Annotated in this window: 20 protein-coding genes; 6 read left to right on the top strand and 14 right to left on the bottom strand. The window is 69.8% G+C overall.

The features are described 5' to 3' along the window. Positions 1 to 79: 79 nt before the first annotated feature. On the bottom strand, positions 80 to 394 hold the full coding sequence (locus CSX12_RS04470; protein WP_017203646.1) for a DUF2277 domain-containing protein: 315 nt from the start codon (positions 392 to 394) through the stop codon (positions 80 to 82). A gap of 152 nt (positions 395 to 546) precedes the next feature. On the opposite strand from CSX12_RS04470, the gene CSX12_RS18460 reads away from it, so the two are divergent. After that, positions 547 to 1,008 carry a DUF4190 domain-containing protein gene (locus tag CSX12_RS18460; protein WP_164479533.1) on the top strand — a complete coding sequence of 154 codons (462 nt, stop codon included), beginning with the start codon at positions 547 to 549 and terminating at the stop codon, positions 1,006 to 1,008. Between the two features lie 69 nt (positions 1,009 to 1,077). On the opposite strand, the gene guaB is transcribed toward CSX12_RS18460, so the two are convergent. Further along, entirely contained in the window at positions 1,078 to 2,580 is a 1,503-nt protein-coding gene (gene guaB, locus CSX12_RS04455; protein WP_017203648.1) for an IMP dehydrogenase, read from the bottom strand. Between the two features lie 267 nt (positions 2,581 to 2,847). Here guaB and CSX12_RS04450 point away from each other — a divergent pair, with 267 nt between their 5' ends. The 4 genes from CSX12_RS04450 to CSX12_RS04435 are packed head-to-tail and all read left to right on the top strand — an operon-like array spanning position 2,848 to position 6,947. Continuing rightward, positions 2,848 to 4,197, top strand: coding sequence for a hypothetical protein (locus CSX12_RS04450; protein WP_017203649.1), 1,350 nt, complete (start codon positions 2,848 to 2,850; stop codon positions 4,195 to 4,197). A gap of 2 nt (positions 4,198 to 4,199) precedes the next feature. Further along, positions 4,200 to 5,177 (top strand): branched-chain amino acid ABC transporter permease, encoded by a 978-nt coding sequence (locus CSX12_RS04445; RefSeq protein WP_017203650.1) that lies wholly within the window; start codon positions 4,200 to 4,202, stop codon positions 5,175 to 5,177. A gap of 46 nt (positions 5,178 to 5,223) precedes the next feature. Then, complete coding sequence (locus CSX12_RS04440; protein ID WP_051000907.1) at positions 5,224 to 6,189, top strand: ABC transporter ATP-binding protein; 966 nt, start codon at positions 5,224 to 5,226, stop codon at positions 6,187 to 6,189. Further along, positions 6,186 to 6,947 carry an ABC transporter ATP-binding protein gene (locus CSX12_RS04435; RefSeq protein WP_124894974.1) on the top strand — a complete coding sequence of 254 codons (762 nt, stop codon included), beginning with the start codon at positions 6,186 to 6,188 and terminating at the stop codon, positions 6,945 to 6,947. The genes CSX12_RS04440 and CSX12_RS04435 overlap by 4 nt, the downstream gene beginning before the upstream one ends. Positions 6,948 to 7,124: 177 nt before the next feature. Here the strand turns inward: CSX12_RS04435 and CSX12_RS04430 are convergent, their stop codons facing one another. The 3 genes from CSX12_RS04430 to groES form a co-directional block, all read right to left on the bottom strand. Then, positions 7,125 to 8,393, bottom strand: a complete 1,269-nt coding sequence (locus CSX12_RS04430; protein WP_017203653.1) for an ABC transporter substrate-binding protein — start codon at positions 8,391 to 8,393, stop codon at positions 7,125 to 7,127. A gap of 144 nt (positions 8,394 to 8,537) precedes the next feature. Next, complete coding sequence (gene rarD / locus CSX12_RS04425) at positions 8,538 to 9,467, bottom strand: EamA family transporter RarD (RefSeq protein WP_124894973.1); 930 nt, start codon at positions 9,465 to 9,467, stop codon at positions 8,538 to 8,540. 183 nt (positions 9,468 to 9,650) lie between these two features. After that, entirely contained in the window at positions 9,651 to 9,947 is a 297-nt protein-coding gene (gene groES, locus CSX12_RS04420; protein WP_017203655.1) for a co-chaperone GroES, read from the bottom strand. Between the two features lie 164 nt (positions 9,948 to 10,111). On the opposite strand from groES, the gene CSX12_RS04415 reads away from it, so the two are divergent. Next, entirely contained in the window at positions 10,112 to 11,311 is a 1,200-nt protein-coding gene (locus tag CSX12_RS04415; RefSeq protein ID WP_206427135.1) for an SAM-dependent methyltransferase, read from the top strand. 159 nt (positions 11,312 to 11,470) lie between these two features. Here CSX12_RS04415 and CSX12_RS04410 read toward each other — a convergent pair whose 3' ends face one another. The 9 genes from CSX12_RS04410 to flgK all read right to left on the bottom strand — a co-directional run bounded on the left by CSX12_RS04410 (position 11,471) and on the right by flgK (position 19,100). Next, positions 11,471 to 12,607, bottom strand: coding sequence for a hypothetical protein (locus CSX12_RS04410; protein ID WP_124894971.1), 1,137 nt, complete (start codon positions 12,605 to 12,607; stop codon positions 11,471 to 11,473). Beyond that, positions 12,591 to 13,712: a hypothetical protein gene (locus tag CSX12_RS04405; RefSeq protein WP_124894970.1), complete on the bottom strand. Its 1,122-nt coding sequence runs from the start codon at positions 13,710 to 13,712 to the stop codon at positions 12,591 to 12,593. The genes CSX12_RS04410 and CSX12_RS04405 overlap by 17 nt, the downstream gene beginning before the upstream one ends. A 3-nt stretch (positions 13,713 to 13,715) precedes the next feature. Beyond that, positions 13,716 to 14,192, bottom strand: a complete 477-nt coding sequence (locus tag CSX12_RS04400) for a hypothetical protein (RefSeq protein WP_124894969.1) — start codon at positions 14,190 to 14,192, stop codon at positions 13,716 to 13,718. Beyond that, positions 14,189 to 15,256: a tRNA (adenosine(37)-N6)-threonylcarbamoyltransferase complex transferase subunit TsaD gene (tsaD, locus tag CSX12_RS04395; RefSeq protein ID WP_017203659.1), complete on the bottom strand. Its 1,068-nt coding sequence runs from the start codon at positions 15,254 to 15,256 to the stop codon at positions 14,189 to 14,191. Before tsaD ends, CSX12_RS04400 begins: the two co-directional genes overlap by 4 nt. Next, positions 15,253 to 15,741: a ribosomal protein S18-alanine N-acetyltransferase gene (rimI, locus tag CSX12_RS04390; RefSeq protein ID WP_017203660.1), complete on the bottom strand. Its 489-nt coding sequence runs from the start codon at positions 15,739 to 15,741 to the stop codon at positions 15,253 to 15,255. The genes tsaD and rimI overlap by 4 nt, the downstream gene beginning before the upstream one ends. Beyond that, positions 15,738 to 16,355 carry a tRNA (adenosine(37)-N6)-threonylcarbamoyltransferase complex dimerization subunit type 1 TsaB gene (tsaB, locus tag CSX12_RS04385; protein ID WP_124894968.1) on the bottom strand — a complete coding sequence of 206 codons (618 nt, stop codon included), beginning with the start codon at positions 16,353 to 16,355 and terminating at the stop codon, positions 15,738 to 15,740. The genes rimI and tsaB overlap by 4 nt, the downstream gene beginning before the upstream one ends. Before the next feature lie 72 nt (positions 16,356 to 16,427). After that, on the bottom strand, positions 16,428 to 16,799 hold the full coding sequence (locus CSX12_RS04380; protein ID WP_017203662.1) for a flagellar assembly protein FliW: 372 nt from the start codon (positions 16,797 to 16,799) through the stop codon (positions 16,428 to 16,430). After that, positions 16,796 to 17,677, bottom strand: a complete 882-nt coding sequence (flgL, locus tag CSX12_RS04375; RefSeq protein WP_026049911.1) for a flagellar hook-associated protein FlgL — start codon at positions 17,675 to 17,677, stop codon at positions 16,796 to 16,798. Before flgL ends, CSX12_RS04380 begins: the two co-directional genes overlap by 4 nt. A gap of 13 nt (positions 17,678 to 17,690) precedes the next feature. Then, complete coding sequence (gene flgK / locus CSX12_RS04370) at positions 17,691 to 19,100, bottom strand: flagellar hook-associated protein FlgK (RefSeq protein WP_124894967.1); 1,410 nt, start codon at positions 19,098 to 19,100, stop codon at positions 17,691 to 17,693. Between the last annotated feature and the right edge of the window lie 6 nt (positions 19,101 to 19,106).

The following is a 19,106-nucleotide window of genomic DNA, read 5'->3' as shown; positions in this document are numbered from 1 at the left end:
ACTCACCGGGACCGCTGGGAAAGTCGAGCGGGGTATGTCGATTCTGGCATAGGGAGGCGTCGCCGCCGCGATCCGCCGCTCAGACGCCGGCGCGCGCCGCGCGCTTCTCCTGCTGATAGACCCTGATCGCCTCGTAGCGCTCCGCGGATCGGGCTCGCCTCTTCGCCGCCTCCTCGTCGCGGTTCTTGGGCGGGGCGGATGTCACGAGCTCATCCAGGAGCCGACGGACGACCTCGGCGATGTCGTCGACCGCGCGGTCGAAGACCTCCCGGTTGGCGCGGGACGGCGCGGTGCTCCCGGAGATCTTGCGGACGAACTGCAGCGCGGCATCGTGGCACTCCTCCTCCGTCGCGGCGGGTTCGAGGTTGTTCAGCGGGACGATGTTTCGACACATACCGGCACGCTACGCCGCGGCTCCGACGGTGGGAAGACCTGCGGGGGCTCCGGTCGATCGGGGTGGTGCGCGCACGGCGACCCCTCTACGCTCGGGGCTACCGGAGCGGCCGCCGTGCCGCGATGCCCCACTCCTCAGCGACAGGACAGCCCATGACGAACCCCCCGTTCCCCGACTCCCCGACTCCGGACTCCCCCACGCCGGATTCCACGACGCCGAGCGCACCCCCGCCGGCTCCGCCCGCCTCCTCGGTCCCGCCGTCCTCGCCTCCGCAGGAATCGGCCCCGCCGTACTCGCCTCCCGGAGCCGCACCCTACGGCCAGCCGACCCCGACGCCGCCGGGTCGCGTGCTGTCGATCGTCGGACTGGTGCTCGCGGTCGTCGCAGCACCGATCGGCCTGGTGATCAGCATCGTCGCCGCCGTGAAGCTCGGCAGGGCCGGTCAGCCCAAGGGGCTCGCGATCGCCGGGATCATCGTGGGCGCGATCATCACGATCTTCTGGATCATCGCGATCATCTTCTTCGTCGCGGTGTTCGCCAACATCTTCGGCACGTGCGCCGAGCTCGGCCCCGGAGTGTGGAACATCGACGGCGTCACCTACCGGTGCGGCTGACATCGCTTCGGGCAGACATGCAGGGAGGGACCGGATGCGAGCATCCGGTCCCTCCCTCGCTGCGTGCGACTACTTCTTGTAGTTCGGGGCCTCGACGACGATCTGCACGTCGTGCGGGTGCGACTCCTTGAGTCCTGCCGAGGTGATGCGCACGAACTTGCCGCGCGTCTTGAGCTCCTCGATGGTGCGCGCTCCGACGTAGAACATCGACTGACGCAGACCGCCGACGAGCTGATAGGCCACGGCCGAGAGCGGGCCACGGTACGGCACCTGCCCCTCGATGCCCTCGGGGATCAGCTTGTCGTCGCTGGGGACATCCGCCTGGAAGTAGCGGTCCTTCGAGTACGAGGTCTGCTTGCCGCGCGTCTGCATCGCGCCGAGCGAGCCCATCCCCCGGTACTGCTTGAACTGCTTGCCGGACTGGAAGACGATCTCGCCCGGGGACTCGTCGGTTCCGGCCAGCAGGGAGCCGAGCATCACGGCGTCAGCGCCGGCGACGAGCGCCTTGGCGATGTCGCCGGAGTACTGCAGACCGCCGTCGGCGATCACCGGGACGCCGGCGGGGCGTGCGGCGAGCGAGGCCTCGTAGACCGCGGTCACCTGGGGGACGCCGACACCCGCGACGACGCGCGTGGTGCAGATGGAGCCGGGGCCGACGCCGACCTTGACCGCGTCGACTCCGGCGTCGATCAGGGCCTGCGCACCCTCACGGGTCGCGACGTTGCCGCCGATGATGTCGATGTGCTCGAACGAGGCGTCGGCCTTGAGTCGCTTGACGAGGTCGATCACGCCCTGCGACTGGCCGTTGGCCGTGTCGACGACGAGCACGTCCACTCCGGCGTCGCGCAGCGCCTCGGCCCGCTCCCAGGCGTCGCCGAAGAATCCGATCGCGGCGCCGACGCGCAGGCGGCCCTGGTCGTCCTTGGTGGCGAGGGGGTACTTCTCGCTCTTGTCGAAGTCCTTGATGGTGATGAGGCCGGCCAGCTTGCCGTCCTCATCGATGAGCGGGAGCTTCTCGACGCGGTGCTTCGCGAACAGGGCGATGACCTCGCCGGCTGCCACACCCACGGGAGCGGTGACGAGGTTCTCGCTCGTCATGACGTCCTTGACGAACGTGGTCTGGCGCTCGAAGCCCGAGACGAAGCGCATGTCGCGGTTGGTGATGATGCCGACCAGCTTGCCCTCGTCGTCGACCACCGGCAGACCCGAGATGCGGTACTTCGCGCACAGCGCGTCGACCTCCTCGACGGTCGCGTCCTGCGTCGTCGTGATCGGGTCGGTGATCATGCCCGACTCGCTGCGCTTGACCCGGTCGACGTGCGCGGCCTGGTCGGCGATCGACAGGTTGCGGTGCAGGATGCCGATGCCGCCCTCGCGCGCCATCGCGATCGCCATACGCGACTCGGTGACCGTGTCCATCGCGCTCGACAGCAGCGGAGTGGCGACCGAGATCCGACGCGTGATCCTCGAGGACGTGTCGGCCTCGCTCGGGATCACATCGGTGTGCCCGGGGAGCAGCAGCACGTCGTCATACGTCAGTCCAACGAAGCCGAAGGGGTCGTGCTGGTCCATGGATTGTCCTCCTGCGGGCGCGATCTGGGGGCGAGGGTGTACCAATTCTAAGCGTGAGGAGGCTGAGGAAATTCCCGGCGCGGGCTGGGGTCGCACGCCGGACGAGGGCGCGACGCGGCGAGCTTCCGCACCGTCGTGATGGGATCGTTCTCACCGTGAGCAGATCGTGCCTTGGTCGAAACAGAGCCGACACATTACGCTCATACCGTCGTACATCAAGGCCGATGCACAACTCCGTCATGGCCTGTGTACTGGGCTGGAGGTTCTGTGCGTCCGACGATCTCGGCGAATCGAAGCGGAAAGCGGTGGGTCATCATCCTGCTGGCGTCGCTCCTCGCCATCGCTTTCCTCTGGCTGCAGCCCCCGTCGTCGGCCTCCGCCGAAGAGACCGACGACGGCCAGGAGATCACAGACTTCTACTTCGCCGGCGTCATCACCTTCGACGACGCTCCCGTCGAGGGCGTGGTCATGACGATCGAGGGCAACGGCTTCGAGGGAGAGACCGAGACCGACGCCGACGGCAAGTGGCGACTGTACGTTCCCGAAAAGGAGACGTACACGCTCACCGTCGACGAGGACACCCTCCCCGACGGCGTGATCGTCGACGCCGCCCAGCTCCCCGAGGGAACACAGCCGATCGCGGGCACGACCGCCTCGTTCGAAGTCGAGTTCGGCTTGACGGGCACCAAGATCATGAACCTCTTCCTCGGCGAGGGAGAGCGCATGACCACATCCTTCTTCGATCAGCTCGCATCGCGTCTCGTCGGCGGGCTCAACTTCGGGCTCCTGCTGGCCCTGGCCTCGATGGGCGCCGCGCTCATCTACGGCACGACGCGCCTGTCGAACTTCGCGCACGCCGAGATGGTCACCTGGGGCGGTCTGGTCGCTCTCGTGACGACGTCGTTCTGGCACCTCCCGCTGTGGCTCGGCATCGTCGCCGCCGTGGTCGGCGGCGGTCTGTTCGGCTGGGCTCTGGACGCCGGCATCTGGCGCCCGCTGCGACGCCGGGGCCTCGGAGTCGTCCAACTGATGATCGTCAGCATCGGCCTCTCGCTCGCTCTGCGCTACGCCTTCCAGTACATGATCGGCGGCGGGACCCGCCAGCTCCCGGGCGCGAGCCCCGAGCCGTTCCGATTCGGGCCGATCTCGCTGTCGTACATCGACCTGATCGGCATGGGCGTGAGCATCGTGGTGATCATCGGGGTCGCGTTCTTCCTCACGCGCACCCGCATCGGCAAGGCCACCCGCGCCATCTCCGACAACCCGCAGCTGGCCGCCGCTTCCGGCATCGACGTCGACAGGGTGGTCCGCTACGTGTGGATCCTGGCCGGCACGCTGGCCGCGATCTCCGGCATCCTGTGGGCATACTTCCGCCCCGGCGTGAAGTGGGACATGGGCATGCAGATGCTGCTGCTCATCTTCGCCGCGATCACGCTCGGCGGCCTGGGCACCGCGTTCGGCGCCCTCGTCGGCTCGCTCATCGTCGGCATCGCGGTCGAGGTCTCGACTCTGTGGATCCCGTCCGACCTCAAGTACGCGAGCGCGCTCGTCGTGCTCATCGTGATCCTCCTGGTGCGGCCGCAGGGCCTGCTCGGACGCAAGGAAAGGTTGGGCTGACCGTGGACTTCGGAAGCATCCTCTCGAACACTGCCGTCTACCTGATCAGCCCGGTCACGATCGCCTATGCGCTGGCGGCGACCGGTCTGGCGGTGCACTTCGGCTACGCGGGACTCCTCAACTTCGGCATGGCCGCGTTCATGGCCATCGGCGGCTACGGCTACGCCATCTCGGTGCTGACCTTCGGGCTGCCCTGGTGGGTCGGCATGCTCATCGGCCTTCTGGGCGGCGCGCTCTTCGCGGTGATCCTCGGCATCCCGACGCTGCGGCTGCGCGCCGACTACCTCGCGATCGCCACCATCGCGGCCGGTGAGATCGTGCGACTGCTGTTCACCACGCAGATCTTCGACGAGTACACCAACTCGGCCGACGGACTCGCGCAGTTCAACGGCGGATTCCGCGACGCCAACCCGTTCCCCACCGGGACCTACGGGTTCGGTCCGTGGACTCTCAGCGCGAACGACCTGTGGAACCGCGTGTTCGGCATCATCCTCCTCGCCATCGCGATCCTCCTCGTGTGGTCGCTGATGCGCAGCCCGTGGGGCCGGGTGCTCAAGGGCATCCGCGAAGACGAGGATGCCGTGCGCTCGCTCGGCAAGAACGTCTTCGCCTACAAGATGCAGGCGCTCGTGGTCGGCGGCATCATCGGCGCGGCCGGCGGAATCGTGTTCGTCCTCCCGTCCGCCGTCGTCCCCGGCAGCTACACGACCTCGCTCACGTTCTTCCTGTGGACCGTGCTGCTGCTCGGAGGAGCGGCGACGGTCTTCGGGCCGACGCTGGGCGCGATCCTGTTCTGGGTCGTGTTCGCCTTCATGGCGAACCTGCTCCCCGCCCTGGCGAAGGCGGGCATCCTGCCGATGTCCGACAGCCAGGCCTCGACGCTCGTGTTCATCTTCGTCGGCATCGCCCTGATGCTGCTCGTGATCTTCCGTCCTCAGGGCATCCTCGGAGACAAGAGGGAGATGACCTTTGTCCACTGAACCCACCCCCGACGAGAACGTCGAGGCGGCGCCCACGACCGGGAGCATCCGTCGCCCCAAGACCACGGGGCTCGCGAAGGGTCCGGCCGCACCGGGCGTCCCGAAGGTCGATCCGATCCTCGTGGCCGACGGCGTGCAGCGTCACTTCGGCGGTCTGACCGCCGTCGACGTCGACCACGTCGAGATTCCTCGCGGCGCCATCACCGCCCTGATCGGGCCGAACGGAGCCGGCAAGACCACCCTGTTCAACCTGCTCTGCGGGTTCGACAAGCCCAACAGCGGCACCTGGTCGTTCGATGGGACGAACCTCGCCGGTGTCCCCTCGTTCAAGGTGGCGCGCATGGGGCAGGTGCGTACGTTCCAGCTGACCAAGTCGCTGTCGCTGCTCACGGTGCTCGAGAACATGAAGCTCGGTGCTCCCGGCCAGCGCGGCGAGGGATTCTGGTCGAGCCTCTTCCCGTTCCTGTGGCGCGCCCAGGACCGGGAGATCGAGGGGAAGGCGCGCGAGCTGCTCGCCCGCTTCAAGCTCGACGCCAAGGAGAAGGACTTCGCCGCCTCGCTCTCCGGAGGACAGCGCAAGCTGCTCGAGATGGCGAGGGCCCTCATGAGCGACCCGACCCTGGTGATGCTCGATGAGCCGATGGCAGGCGTCAACCCCGCGCTCACCCAGTCGCTCCTGGACCACATCCTCGATCTCAAGGAACTCGGGATGACGGTGCTGTTCGTCGAGCACGACATGCACATGGTCCGCCACATCGCCGACTGGGTCGTCGTGATGGCCGAGGGCCGTATCGTCGCGGAGGGACCGCCGGACGAGGTCATGGAGGACCCCGCGGTGGTCGACGCCTACCTCGGCGCTCACCAGGACCTCGACCTCGGTGCCGTCACCGGTCGCATCCCCGTGATCGAGAGCGACGCCGCGGCCCGGCTCCGCGAGCAGATCGAAGCAGAGGCCGAGGCGGAGCTCGAAGCGACGAGCACCGCCGATCCGGATCAGAAGGGCAACGCATGAGCGCCGAGAACCCCGCATCATCGTCCGCCGACGATGTCGTCGTCGAACTCAAGGACGTGCACGCCGGCTACCTGCCCGGGGTGAACATCCTCAACGGCGCCAACCTCATCGCACGCCAGGGCGAGCTGATCGGCATCATCGGTCCCAACGGTGCGGGGAAGTCGACGCTGTTGAAGTCGATCTTCGGCATGGTGAACGTCCGCAGCGGTGACATCACCGTGAACGGCGAGAGCATCGTCGGACTGAAGGCCGACAAGCTCGTCAAGCGCGGGGTCGCTTTCGTGCCTCAGACGAACAACGTCTTCCCGTCGCTGTCGATCGAGGAGAACCTGCAGATGGGGCTCTACCAGAACCCCAAGATCTACGCGGAGCGTCTCGAGTTCGTCACCGGCATCTTCGCCGAGCTGGGCAAGCGCCTCAAACAGCGCGCCGGTTCGCTCTCCGGTGGCGAGCGCCAGATGGTGGCGATGTCGCGGGCGCTCATGATGGATCCCTCGGTGCTGCTCCTCGACGAGCCCTCGGCCGGCCTCTCCCCCGTCCGTCAGGACGACGCGTTCATCCGCGTCTCCGACATCAACAAGGCGGGTGTCACGACGATCATGGTCGAGCAGAACGCGCGGCGCTGCCTGCAGATCTGCGACCGCGGGTACGTGCTCGATCAGGGCAAGGACGCGTATGAGGGCACCGGACGCGATCTGCTGAACGATCCCAAGGTCATCGGCCTCTACCTCGGCACGCTGGGCACGGACGCCGCCTGACGCGGCTGACCGGACGCTTCGACAGACACGATTGGGTCCCTGAGCCTGTCGAAGGGCCGGGCAGGATTGGGTCCCTGCGCCTGTCGAAGGGCCGGGCAGGATCGGGTCCCTGAGCTTGTCGAAGGGGCCGGACACGAAGAAGGCCCCGGATTCCGCATCCGGGGCCTTCTTCGTCGATCAGTTGGTGCGGGTGATCAGGTTGTCCGCGCCGTACACGTACGTGCCGATCGAGGCACCCTGCGGGTCGCCGTTCTCGTCGAACGTGATCTCGCCGGAGTAGCCGTCGTAGTCGGCGGTGCCTCCGTCGTTGATGATCTTCGCGCACTCGGCGAAGCTGGTGCACTTCTCGCCGTCACCGGAGCCGCCGGAGACCTCGGCCATCTTGGCCGCGATGTCCGCGCCCTCGGTCGATCCTGCGGCGAGAGAGGCGAGCGCGACGAGGACGACGGCGTCGTAGGCCTCGGCCGCGTAGGTGAAGTCGTTGACCTCGGGGTTGCCCTCACCCGTCCAGAACGTCTGCAGACGGTCGGTGAAGTCGTCCTCGAGCGCCGGTCCGGGCTTGGTGCCCTGGGCGCCCTCGAGCGAGAACGGGAAGTTGGTGTCGGGCGACGAGCCGTAGTCCGACAGGTTGCCGTCCACCAGGTAGAACTTGTCCGGCGAGATGCCGGCGTTGACCAGCAGCGGGGCGATGGTCTTGAACTGGTCGAACGACACGATCGCGACGGCGTCGGGGTTCTGCGCCTTGATGGTCTCGACCTGCGCGTCGAACTGACCGTCACCGACGTTGTACGACGCGTCGGCGACGACCTCGCCGCCAGCGCCCTCGAACGTCGACTTGATGTTGTCGAACAGACCCGTGCCGTAGGCGTCGTTCTGGTAGATGACGCCCAGCGTCTTGTGTCCGTCTTCGGCGATCAGGTTGCCGAGCACCTCGCCCTGCAGCAGGTCGCTGGGCGCGGTGCGGAAGTAGAGGCCGTTGTCGTCCCAGTCGGTGAAGTCGGGGCCGGTGTTCGAGGCGGAGATCTGCAGGATGCCTGCGGAGACGTTGCCGTCGAGGATCAGACGGGAGACGCCCGATGCCGCCGCGCCGACGATGGCGCTCACGCCAGCACTCTGGAGCTTGGTGATCGAGGTCTCGTACGCCTTCGTGTCGGTGTCGCCCTCGTCTTCCGCTGTCAGCTCGATCGTGACGCCGGCGTCGGCGTCGTTGACCTCCTTGACCGCGAGTCCGACGCCGGACTCCATCGGCGGGCCGAGGAACGACAGCGATCCGGTCTGCGGCAGCAGCGAACCCAGCTTGAGGGTGAGGTCGGCGGACGATCCGCCACCGTCCGACGGCTCGTCCGATGGCGTGCTGCTGCAACCTGCGATGACCATCGCCGAGGCGCTCAGCAGCGCGACTCCAGCGAGGATCTTGGCGCTGCGCGAGCGCGTGAATGCGGTCATGATGCTCCCTTGCGTGACTGGCCGTGGATTGTGACCACGGTCGGGTGCTCTAACACTAGGACCGAAAGGTCTCGCGTAGGGGTCACCGATGTTTCGGTGCGTTAACGATCCGACACCGGGTTCGTGGCGGGCTGAGCCGCCGGTTCAGACGAGTTCCGGCTGCGCGCTCCTCCGGCCCCGGCGTGCGGCCAGGAGCAGGTCGACGACGAAGACGCCGATCGCGATCCACACGATGATGAAGCCCGCCCATCTCTCCGGCGGCATCGGCTCGTGCAGCACGGCCACGCCGATGAGGAACTGCATGACGGGCGTGATGAACTGGATCATCCCGATCACGGTGAGGTTGATGCGCCGGGTCCCTGCGGCGAACAGCAGCAGCGGCACGGCCGTGGCGACGCCGGCGAAGGCGAGGAGCAGGGCGTGCGGCCATCCGTTCGCGCCCATCGTGATGCCGGTCGTCTGGGCGACGAGGACGAGCTGGACCACGGCGATCGGGATGAGCCAGAAGGACTCCAGAGTCAGACCGCTCACGGCGTCGACCGCCGGGCCGATCTTCTTCTTGATGAGTCCGTAGACGCCGAAGGACGCTGTCAGCGACAGTGCGATCCACGGGAACTGCCGGTAGGCGACGACGATCACGATGACGGCGACCGCCGCGATGGCGATGGCGGCCCACTGCAGCCGCCGGATGCGCTCCTTCAGCACGAAGACGCCCAGCAGCACGGTCGTGATCGGGTTGATGAAGTAGCCCAGGCTCGTCTCAACGACGTTGCCGCTGAGCGTCCCGATCAGGAACACCTGCCAGTTGACGTAGATCAGCAGACCGGCCAGCGCCGTCCAGCCCAGCAGCCTCGGCTGCCGCAGGATCACGCCGAACGCCGCCCAGCCGCGCGTGACCGTGAGCAGCAGCACGCAGAAGACGAACGACAGCAGCACCCGCCATGCGACCACCTCCCACGGACCGGTCGGGACGAGGAGCAGGAAGTAGAGAGGGAGCACACCCCAGAGCAGGTAGGCGGCTCCGGCATACGCGACGCCCGCGGTCTGCGTGGCGCGGGGAGACTCGAGGGGCACCGCACAACCCTATGCCCGAGTGGAGGTCCGCAAATCCCCGCGACGGGCTGGCCGGGAGAAGTTGGCAGGAAAGGGATGCCCGGTGGCGGAACGCGGAAGGGGGCCCGGATGCCATACGCATCCGGGCCCCCTTCGAGGACCTCGACCCGCCCCTCAGAGGAGACGGGAATCAGGTTCCGCAGATCAGCGGACGACGACCGCCAGGACGTCGCGAGCCGACAGGACGAGGAACTCGTCTGCGCCGAACTTCACCTCGGTGCCGCCGTACTTGCTGTAGAGCACGCGGTCGCCGACGGCGACGTCGAGCGGAACACGGTTGCCGTTGTCGTCGATGCGGCCGGGGCCGACCGCCACGACCTCGCCCTCCTGGGGCTTCTCCTTGGCGGTGTCGGGGATGACCAGGCCACTGGCGGTGGTCTGCTCGGCCTCGACCTGCTTGATGACGATGCGGTCCTCGAGCGGCTTGATGGAAACCGACACGGTCTACCTCTTCTTTCTTGACGCTGACACGAAAGACTTGTTCGCACTCTCAACCCGAGAGTGCTAATGCCAGTGTAGGCGGTCGGCTGGCACTCATGCAATGCGAGTGCCAGCGCACCGCGCAGGTCGGCTCCGCGCCGGGGAATTAGGCTGAGGATGTGGAGATGTCCGAGCTGCGCGCGCTGCTGACCCCCGTGGGCCTGGAACTGCTCGACAGCCTGGGGCCGATCGAGGCCGTCGCCGAGGTCGCACGCGCCGTCTCCCGACTGCGCGCCGACGGACACTCCCCCGACCTCGTCTCGGCCGTCGTCGGGCAGGCGCATCTGCGCGCGAAGGCCACCGCCAAGTTCGGCCCCTTCGCCGCGCGCATGCTCTTCACCCGCGCCGGCCTCGAGCAGGCGACGAGGCTCGCCGTGGCCGCGCGCCACGCGCAGCGCATCCGCCAGGCGGGCTTCACGGGCGTCGCCGACCTCGGCTGCGGCATCGGAGGCGACGCGCTCGCCTTCGCCGGCGCCGGCCTGGACGTGCTCGCCGTCGACGCCGACGAGGTCACCTCCGCCATCGCGGCCTACAACCTCGCGCCCTTCGGTGCCGCCGCGCAAGTGCGTCACGCCACCGCCGAAGAGGCACTCCCCGAAGCGGAGGCCTCGGGGGCACGCGCCATCTGGATGGACCCGGCTCGGCGCACGTCCGGCCACAGCGAGACCCGACGGGTGTCCTCCGACGGCTACTCGCCCTCCCTGGACTGGGCGTTCGACGTCGCAGCACGCGTGCCGACCGGGATCAAGCTCGGCCCAGGACACGACCGCGACGCGCTGCCCGCCGACGCCGAGGCGCAGTGGGTGAGCGCCGACGGCAGCGTGGTGGAGCTCGTCGTGTGGAGCGGAGCGCTCGCACGGGAAGGCGTCCGCCGCGCGGCGCTGGTGATCCGCGGTGACCGCTCGCACGAGATGACCGCTCCCGCGGACACCGTCGACGAGCCGGTACGGGAGCTGGGGGCGTTCCTGCACGAACCGGACGGCGCCGTCATCCGCGCCCGGCTGATCGGCGACGTGGCCCGCAGCCTCGACGCCGGAATGCTCGACCGGCACATCGCCTATCTGACCTCCGATGCCGCGGTGACCAGTCCATTCGTGCAGTCGTTCCGTGTGCGCGAGACGATGGCGGCGAATCCCAAGGCCATCAGCGCCGCGCTCAAGGCGCACGGGATCGGCCGTCTCGAGATCAAGAAGCGCGGCGTCGACATCGACCCCGCCGCGTTCCGCAGGAAGCTGGCCCTCCGAGGCGACCAGGAGGCGACGCTGATCCTCGCCCGCATCGGCGACCAGCGCCGCGCGATCCTCGCCGACCGCATCCCCTCCTGACCCCCCTCCCCCCTCCCCCCCTCCTCCTTCCGCCGAGTGCACGGGATGTCGCCGAATGCACGGGATCCTCGCGCGGCGAAGCCGTGCACTCGACGCGAAGCCGTGCACTCGACGACGGAGGAGGGGGGGAGGGAGGAGGGAGGGGGGGAGGGGGATGGGTCAGCGGTCGGGGGTGGAGACCTCGATGGGGTCGCCGGGAGGGGCCTGCACCACGACGGAGGCGGGGGGACCCGGAGGCGGGGCGGTGATGGTGAGGTAGGGAGTCTGCTGAGTCGTGAACTTCAGCTCGAGCACCGCCGCTTGGTCCGGATCGGTGTCCAGCACCTCGGTGCGGAGCCCGTTCGACACCGCCGTCTCCAGCGGCTCGCACTCCATCAGCCCCGCGTCGGCCGCATCCACGACGAGGCACCGCAGTGTGGACCCCTGCTCCGAGACCCGGTCGGCCACCCAGACCGGTGCGCCACGGAACGTGCCGACGATGGAGACCCCGAGCTGATAGCCCTGCGCGACGAGCGACTCCGCTCTGGCGAGCTCCTCCCCCTCGAACTGCCAGGAGAGCGTCGAGGTCGACGTCCACCGCTGGATGCCGACCATCGGCTCCCCCGTCGTGGACAGGAGCATCGTGGCGTAGAGGACGCCGCCCTCTTCGGCCTCGTCTCCGGGTGGCAGGGAGAGCGACGCGGTCAGACCGCGCTCGATCTCGTCGGAGGGCAGGCAGTCGGTCTGCGACTGCTCGTCGAGGTCCAGGATCAGGCAGTGGATGTCGCCGCCGTCCTGGGTGGCGTACCAGGCGAGCGCACCATCCCTCTCCGCGATCGCCCGCACGGATCCCTGGTCGAACGCGTCGGCAGACAGCTCCGCGCGTCGCTGCTGCTGATCCTCGGTCAGCGGGATGCCGTCGACCCGCGGGGCGAACAGCGCCCAGCCGGCACCCGTGCCCGCGGCGAGCAGCAGCGCCGCTGTGACGACTGCGGCCGCGTGCCGTCGCAGCGACCGCACCGGTGTCCCGGACTGCTCGTCGACGGAGGGTGCGCCCGGCTCGGCTTCGCGGAGGGGACCGGCGGCATCCGCACCGCCACCCGACGACCGTTCCTCCGCGACGGTCGACTGCGGCTCGGAGGTCGGTTCCGGCAGCGCCGGGGATGACGCGTCCTCCACCGGAGGGGTCGTCGATCGTCCGGCCTGCTCGAGCTCGCGAAGCCGCCGCGCCTCGATGTCGGTCAGGGCGCCGCCGTGCGGGCCGTACGCCTTCCGCTGCAGCGCACGGAGCTCTTCGGGCTCAGTCCCCGCCGGCACCGACGACGCCTTCCTCCCGCGTGATGACGAGATACGTCGGCCCCCGGTTCGACCGCATCTCGAGATGTGTCACGCCGCCGGTCTCGGCGTCGACGACGTTGAGGACGAGGCTCGAGGACTCCTCCTGCATCGTCTCCGGATCGGCGCAGGTCACGGGATCGTCCGGCGCGGAGCCGCCGTAGATCAGACACGGATTCTGCGTCTCGGTCTGGATCCCCGACCACACCGGCACGTCGTCGTCGTAGCCGACCACCCACAGCGAGTTCGCGTCGAAGCCGTCGTCGACCAGGCGCTCCGCGATCAGCGCCTCCTCGTCGTTCGCGTAGGTGATGCCGCTGATCCCGGTTTCGTAGTCGTACGCGCTCACGGCGACAGCGGGCTCGCCCGCCGCGGTCAGCAGCATCTGCACGGCGACCTGGCGCTGCCGGTCGTCGTCGGCGTCGACGGTGATCGAGCCGTAGATGCCCGTGGTGGCCACCGTCTCGGTCCGGTCGCAGCTCGGCTGGGTGACATCTCCCGTGCTCAGGATCAGGCACGTGCGGGATCGCTCGTCCTTGGTCGCGGTCCAGACCACCGTGCCCTCTTCGACGGCGACCGCGCGCACCGATCCGGAGTCGTAGTCGCCGCTGGCGAGCAGGTCGTTCTGCCACTCCTGCTGTTCGGCGGTCAGTGCGACCGGCGCTGGAGCGGACACCGCCGATGCCACCCATCCGATCCCCACGCCGGCGAGGAGCGATGCCGCAGCGATGAGCGCGGCCGGGCGCCAATGGCGCCGCAGCAGGGCCCGTGCGCTGCTGCGGGACGCCGTGTCAGGGAGCCCCGGGTCCGGAGCGATCGGCTGTCCACGGGAATCGGCCTGCTTCTCGGCGAGCGGAGCGGCATGACCCGCACCGGCCTCCCCCGTCTCCGCAGCCGTGATGCGCTCGGAGCCGACGGGCCCGCGCAGGGTCGCATCCGCGGCGTCCGTCGTCTCGGGCGGCCGGGAGAAGCGCCGCTCCTCGAGTTCGCGCAGTCGCTCCGCTTCCGCCGCCGTGAGACCGGCGTCTCGCCCGTAGGCCCGCTCCTGCAGCGAACGCAGCTCCTCGAGGTCGTCCGGGCTCAGCACGGCTCAGCCCAACTTCTCGAACTGCATTCCGGCCCAGACCAGCCAGCCCAGACTGTAGACGGTCGCGCACAGTCCGAGGACCAGCGCCCAGCGCGCGATCGCCCTGCTCTCGACGGGCCGCCGCAGCGACATGATCGCCGCGATCACCGCGACGACCGCGACCGGGATGCCCCAGCCGACGAAGAACGAGGCGCCGAGCGCGACGATGGCAGCGAGCAGAGCCCAGGGCGCGAGCCGCGTCTCGTCGACGTCGATGGTTCCGGTCGTCGGCTCCCACTCCGCCTCTTCGGGCGCATCGATGTCGGGGCCGCTCACCACGACCGGCTCGATGCCGACCGGACCGGTGGGCAGCTTCGTGTAGCCGTCGCGTGGTGCTCCTGGCAGTCGTGCGGACCGGGCGGGGTGCTCGACCTCCTCGCTGGGCTGCTCGATCCGAGCAGGCGGAGAGGACGGGCCGCGGGGACCGGAGATGTCGCTCATGCCGGAACCGCCTCGGCGATCTGGATCTCGGTCACGGGAAGGGTCGAATCCGCCCCGAACGCGAGCGTCGACGGATGCCGTCCGGAGGAGATGAGCTCGGCGGCGAGAGCCGCGATCATCGCGCCGTTGTCGGTGCACAGCGACAGCGGAGGGATGCGCACGGTCACGCCTGCTGCCTCGGCCCGCGAGAGTGCGACCTCCCGCAGCCGCCGGTTGGCGATCACCCCGCCGCCGAGGAGCAGCCGGGGAACGCCGAGGTCCGCGCACGCGGCGAGCGCTTTCGTCACGAGCACGTCGACGACCGCTTCACGGAAGCTCGCGGCGACATCGGCGAGCGGCACCTCGACGCCGTCCGCCTCGCAGCGCTCCACCCACCGCGCGACAGCCGTCTTCAAGCCCGAGAAGGAGAAGTCGTAGCGATGCGCGGCCAGATCGGACGCGCGGGACAGGCCCCGGGGGAAGCGGATCGCGTCGGGGTCGCCGTCGACGGCGGCGCGGTCGATCTCCGGCCCGCCGGGATAAGGGAGCGACAGCAGCCGTGCCACCTTGTCGAAGGCCTCCCCGGCGGCGTCGTCCATCGTCTCGCCGAGCAGCTCGACATCGGTGGTGAGGTCGCGGACATGCAGCAGCGAGGTGTGCCCTCCGGAGACGAGCAGCGCGATGGTCGGGTACTCCAGGGGGGCGGAGTCGGCGGTGAGGATGTCGGCGGCGATGTGCCCGACCAGGTGGTTGACCGCGTACAGCGGCTTGTCGAGCGAGACGGCGAGGCCCTTCGCGGCGCCGACTCCCACCATCAGGGCACCGGCGAGTCCCGGACCGCTCGTGACGGCGACGGCGTCGAGCTCGTGCAGCCCCACCCCGGCTTCCGCGAGCGCGGCGTCGATGGCCGGCTGCAGCGCTTCGAGGTGTGCGCGCGCCGCGACCTCCGGCACGACGCCGCCGTACCTGGCGTGCTCGTCCATGCTCGAGGCGATCGTGTTCGACAGCAGCGTCCGTCCGCGGACGATGCCGATGCCGGTCTCGTCGCAGCTCGTCTCGATGCCGAGCACCAGGGGTCCGCTCATGCCTTCGCCTCCTCGACGGTCTCGGCGGAGGCCGCGTGGCGCGGCAGCTCCCGGCGCATCACGATCGCATCCACGTCATCGGGCTGGTAGTAGCGGGGCCGACGGCCGATCTCCCGGAACCCCTCGGCGATGTACAGCCCTTCCGCGACGGGGTTGTCCGCCCGGACCTCCAGGAAGACCTCCCTGGCGCCCCGCTCGGTCGCAGCGGCCAGCAGCGCACGCAGGAGGGCACGACCCCTGCCCTGGCCGCGATGCTCGGCGAGGAGCGCGATGGTCTGGATGTCGGCGTCCGCGCTGCCGCGGAGCGCACGCACCCCGCCGTAGCCGATGACCGCGCCGTCCTGATCGTCGACGAGGTACCGGCCGTGCGGACTCGACAACTCCGCCGCCATGGTCTCACGGCTCCACGCATCCGTGGGGAAGGATCGGTTCTCGATCGCCATGATCGCGTCGAGGTCTGCCGGTGTCGCGTCGCGCAGCGTCATGTCCCCACCTTCTTCGGCGCACCGGGCAGGGTCACGTTGGGGTGTCGCATGTAGAGCGGCTCCTCCCCCGCGAGGGTGCGGCCGGCGGCCAGAGCGCGCGCACCCACCCTCGCCAGGTCGAGCGCGGAGAGCGCGGCCACGTCGACGCGGTGGATGCCGTCGAGGTGCGCATCGGCGTCCGCCGCCTTGACCAGGACGGTGTCGGCGACGATCTGCGGGATCCCGTCCTCATCCACGCCGTCGAAGACCGTGATCGCGACCTCGCGGCGGCGGGCGTCGGTCACGATCGCGAACGGCTGCGTCTCGGTCTGGAGGGCGGTGAGCGCCGCCGCGAGATGACTCGGGACGGGGATCACCGGGATGCCCCGGCCCAGGGCGAACGCCCTCGCCGCGGCGATGCCGATGCGCAGACCCGTGAACGGTCCCGGTCCCATGCCGGCGACGACGTGCGTGATCTCCCCGTCACCCGCCTCCCGCAGAGCTTCGACGAGGAGGTCGCCGATGACCTCGGCATGGCCGAGAGGGTCGGCGGCTGCGGCCTCGGCGCGTCGGGCACCGTCCGCATCGGCGAGGGCGACAGCCGTGCCCAGTGAGGTGTCGACGGCAAGGATCACGACTCCAGATTAGTCGCCGTTCTCCCGGGAGGGCGGTGGGCGAACCGCGGACCGCACCCGCGAGAGCCCCTCTCAGCCGAGGGGAGCCCGCAGCGGGTAGTCCTGGTCCTCGAGGATGACCTGCGACGCCGCTCCCGTGGTGCGGTTGACGATCACCGGAGCCAGCAGGTTCACGCTCACGCCCTCCGACGACGGGTGCGCGACCACCAGGATCAGCGCGTCGTCCGGCGAGCCGAGCGCGAGGCCGTCCGCCTGCTCGTCGGTGAGGATGGGGGCGTACTCGTCCAACACCGTGCGCGGGTCGACGAGGTAGAGCCGCAGGTCGGCGTCCCGGGCCGCTCGCATCGCGAACAGGCCGTCCGCGCCGTCGACCGGCGCGAGGTCGAAGTCGACGTGCGGCGCGAGTCCGGGCGGAGGGGCGAGGAAGGTCAGTGCCGCGCTCATCGCAGGAAGTCCATGAGCGACGGCTGCAGGACGCGCGCGTTGACGGCGAGCGCGGAGCGGTACACGAGCTCCTGGGCTTGCAGGCGGACGAGCACCTCGACCGAATCGACGTCCTCCACCGCCGTCCGGCGGGATTCGAGGGACACGGAATTCTGCACTGCCGCCTCCTTGGCGCGTTCGATCTGAGACTGCCGGGTGCCCACGGAGCCCTGCACGCCGAGCATGGCCGTGCGGCGGGTGTCGATCTCCGCCAGCCGGGGGCCCACGTTGGCTCCCGAACGCAGGTCGGCGACGATCCGATCGACCAGCGCGAACACGGAGTCGTCGCCGGTGCCGAAGACGGCGGCGCCGTCGGTGTCGACACGGACGGAGGCCGCGTCGGACACGCGCCGCGTGACCTCTGCTCCCGGCACCCCGCTGTGGCTGTAGTCGGCGGCGAAGGCGGCCGTGTCCGAGGTGCCGGCGAACACCGAGCGCCCGAGGAGCCGGGTGTTGGCCTGGGCGAAGAGCTCCTTGCGGATGCCCTCGAGCTCCACCGCCAGCGCCTCCTTGGCCGTCGCGTCGAGGGCTCCGTCGTTCGCCCCCTGCGCGGTGAGGTCGCGCACGCGGCTGAGCAGGGAGGTGCTGGCGGTGATGGCGGAGTCGGCGGCGGTGACCCAGGCGAGTCCGTCGTCGATGTTCCGCGCATACTGCTCGTTGCGGCGCTGTTCGGCATGCAGCGCCATCGCGGTCGCGGCCGCCGCCGGGTCGTCGGAGGGCGCTGCGAAGGCCCGCTGGGAGGTGGCCTGCTCCTGCAGACGGGCGAGCTCGGAGAGATTGGACTGCAGCTGGCGCATGGCCGTCTGGGTCATGGACGAGGACGTCACACGAGAGATCACGATGCTCCTTCGATCAGCGTCCGACGACGCCCGTGCGGTTGATGAGGACGTCGAGGGCCTCGTCGACGGCCGTCATGACTCTCGCCGCGGCCTGATAGGCGGTCTGATAGGTGAGGAGGTTGATGGTCTCCTCGTCGCCGTCGACGGCGGCCACCGACTGCTGCGCTCCCGCTGCGGCGACCGCGGCGGAGTCGGACACCTTGGCGCGCTGCACGTCGGCGGCGGTCGCGACCCCGAAGCGGGTGACGTGGTCGGACCAGAGCGCGTCCGGGGAGTCCGCTCGGCGGCCGATCTGCGAGATGAGGTCGGCGTTGGTCGCGTCCTTGGCGCCCGCGCCGGGCGCGGCGAGCGCGAGGTCGGACGCGGAGGTGACGGCCACGCGCAGTCCGAGGGCCGCGGATCCGGTGGCGGGCAGGGTGAAGAAGTCGCCGCCGGGCAGCCCCGAGGCGGTGACGCCCGCGCGGTGCTGGGCGTTCAGCGCGTCGGCCAGTGCGGTCGCCACCGCATCGTACGTCGCGGCGAGTCCGGCGAGCATCCCGCCCTCCGACGCCGGCGCGAGCACGGAGAGCGCGCCCCCCAGCTCGCCGCCGTCGATGGACACCGGCAGGTCGGGCGCGGAGTCCCAGGCGAGGCTGAAGCGTTGTCCGGCGTCGATGGCGGCCGGTCCCGTGAGCACGAGATGGCGCGCGTCGGAGCCGGAGACGAGGGCGTTGCCGCCCAGACGGACGGTCATCGTCCCGTCGCTCTCGACCGTGGACGCGGCTCCGGACATCCGGGCGACGCCCTGCGCGAGGAGGTCGCGCTGGTCCATGAGCTCGTTCGCGGAGCGTCCGGAGGCGAGCGCGTCGCGGATCTCGCCGTTGAGCACCGCGATCTGATCGGCGGCGGCGTTGACCTGCGATACCGTGCGCTCGGCCCCGGCGCGTGCCTCGCTCCACTGCGTCGCCACGGTGCGGTAGCCGCCTGCGATGTGGGAGGCCAGCTCCTTCGCCGATTCCAGCACGCTGGCCGCGGCTGCCCCGGAATCAGGGGTGTTCGCGAGGTCCTGCCATCCCGACCAGAACTTGGACAGGCGGGTGGCCAGTCCGTTCTCGGTCGGTTCGGCGAGCGACGCCTCGATCGCCGTGGCGGTCACGGCCCGCGCCGACCAGAATCCGGACGCGCCGAGCGTGTCCCGCACGCGCGCGTCGAGCAGGGCGTCGCCGAGCCGGGCGACACCGTCGATCGAGACGCCGTGGCCGGGGACGGCTCCGACGCTGAAGCGCCCGGACTGCGCGACGGCGGCGACCGCCGAAGTCAGCACGCGCTGCCGCGAGTACCCCTCTGTCTTCTGGTTCGCGATGTTCTGCCCGACGACGTCCATGCCGCGGCGCGCTGCCGCGAGTCCGCTGGCGGCGGTGGTCAATCCACTGAAGGTCGACATGAATCC

It is taken from the genome of Microbacterium sp. Y-01 (assembly GCF_003856715.1).
GTDB lineage: Bacteria > Actinomycetota > Actinomycetes > Actinomycetales > Microbacteriaceae > Microbacterium > Microbacterium algeriense.
This window is presented reverse-complemented; position numbering and strand designations above follow the sequence as displayed.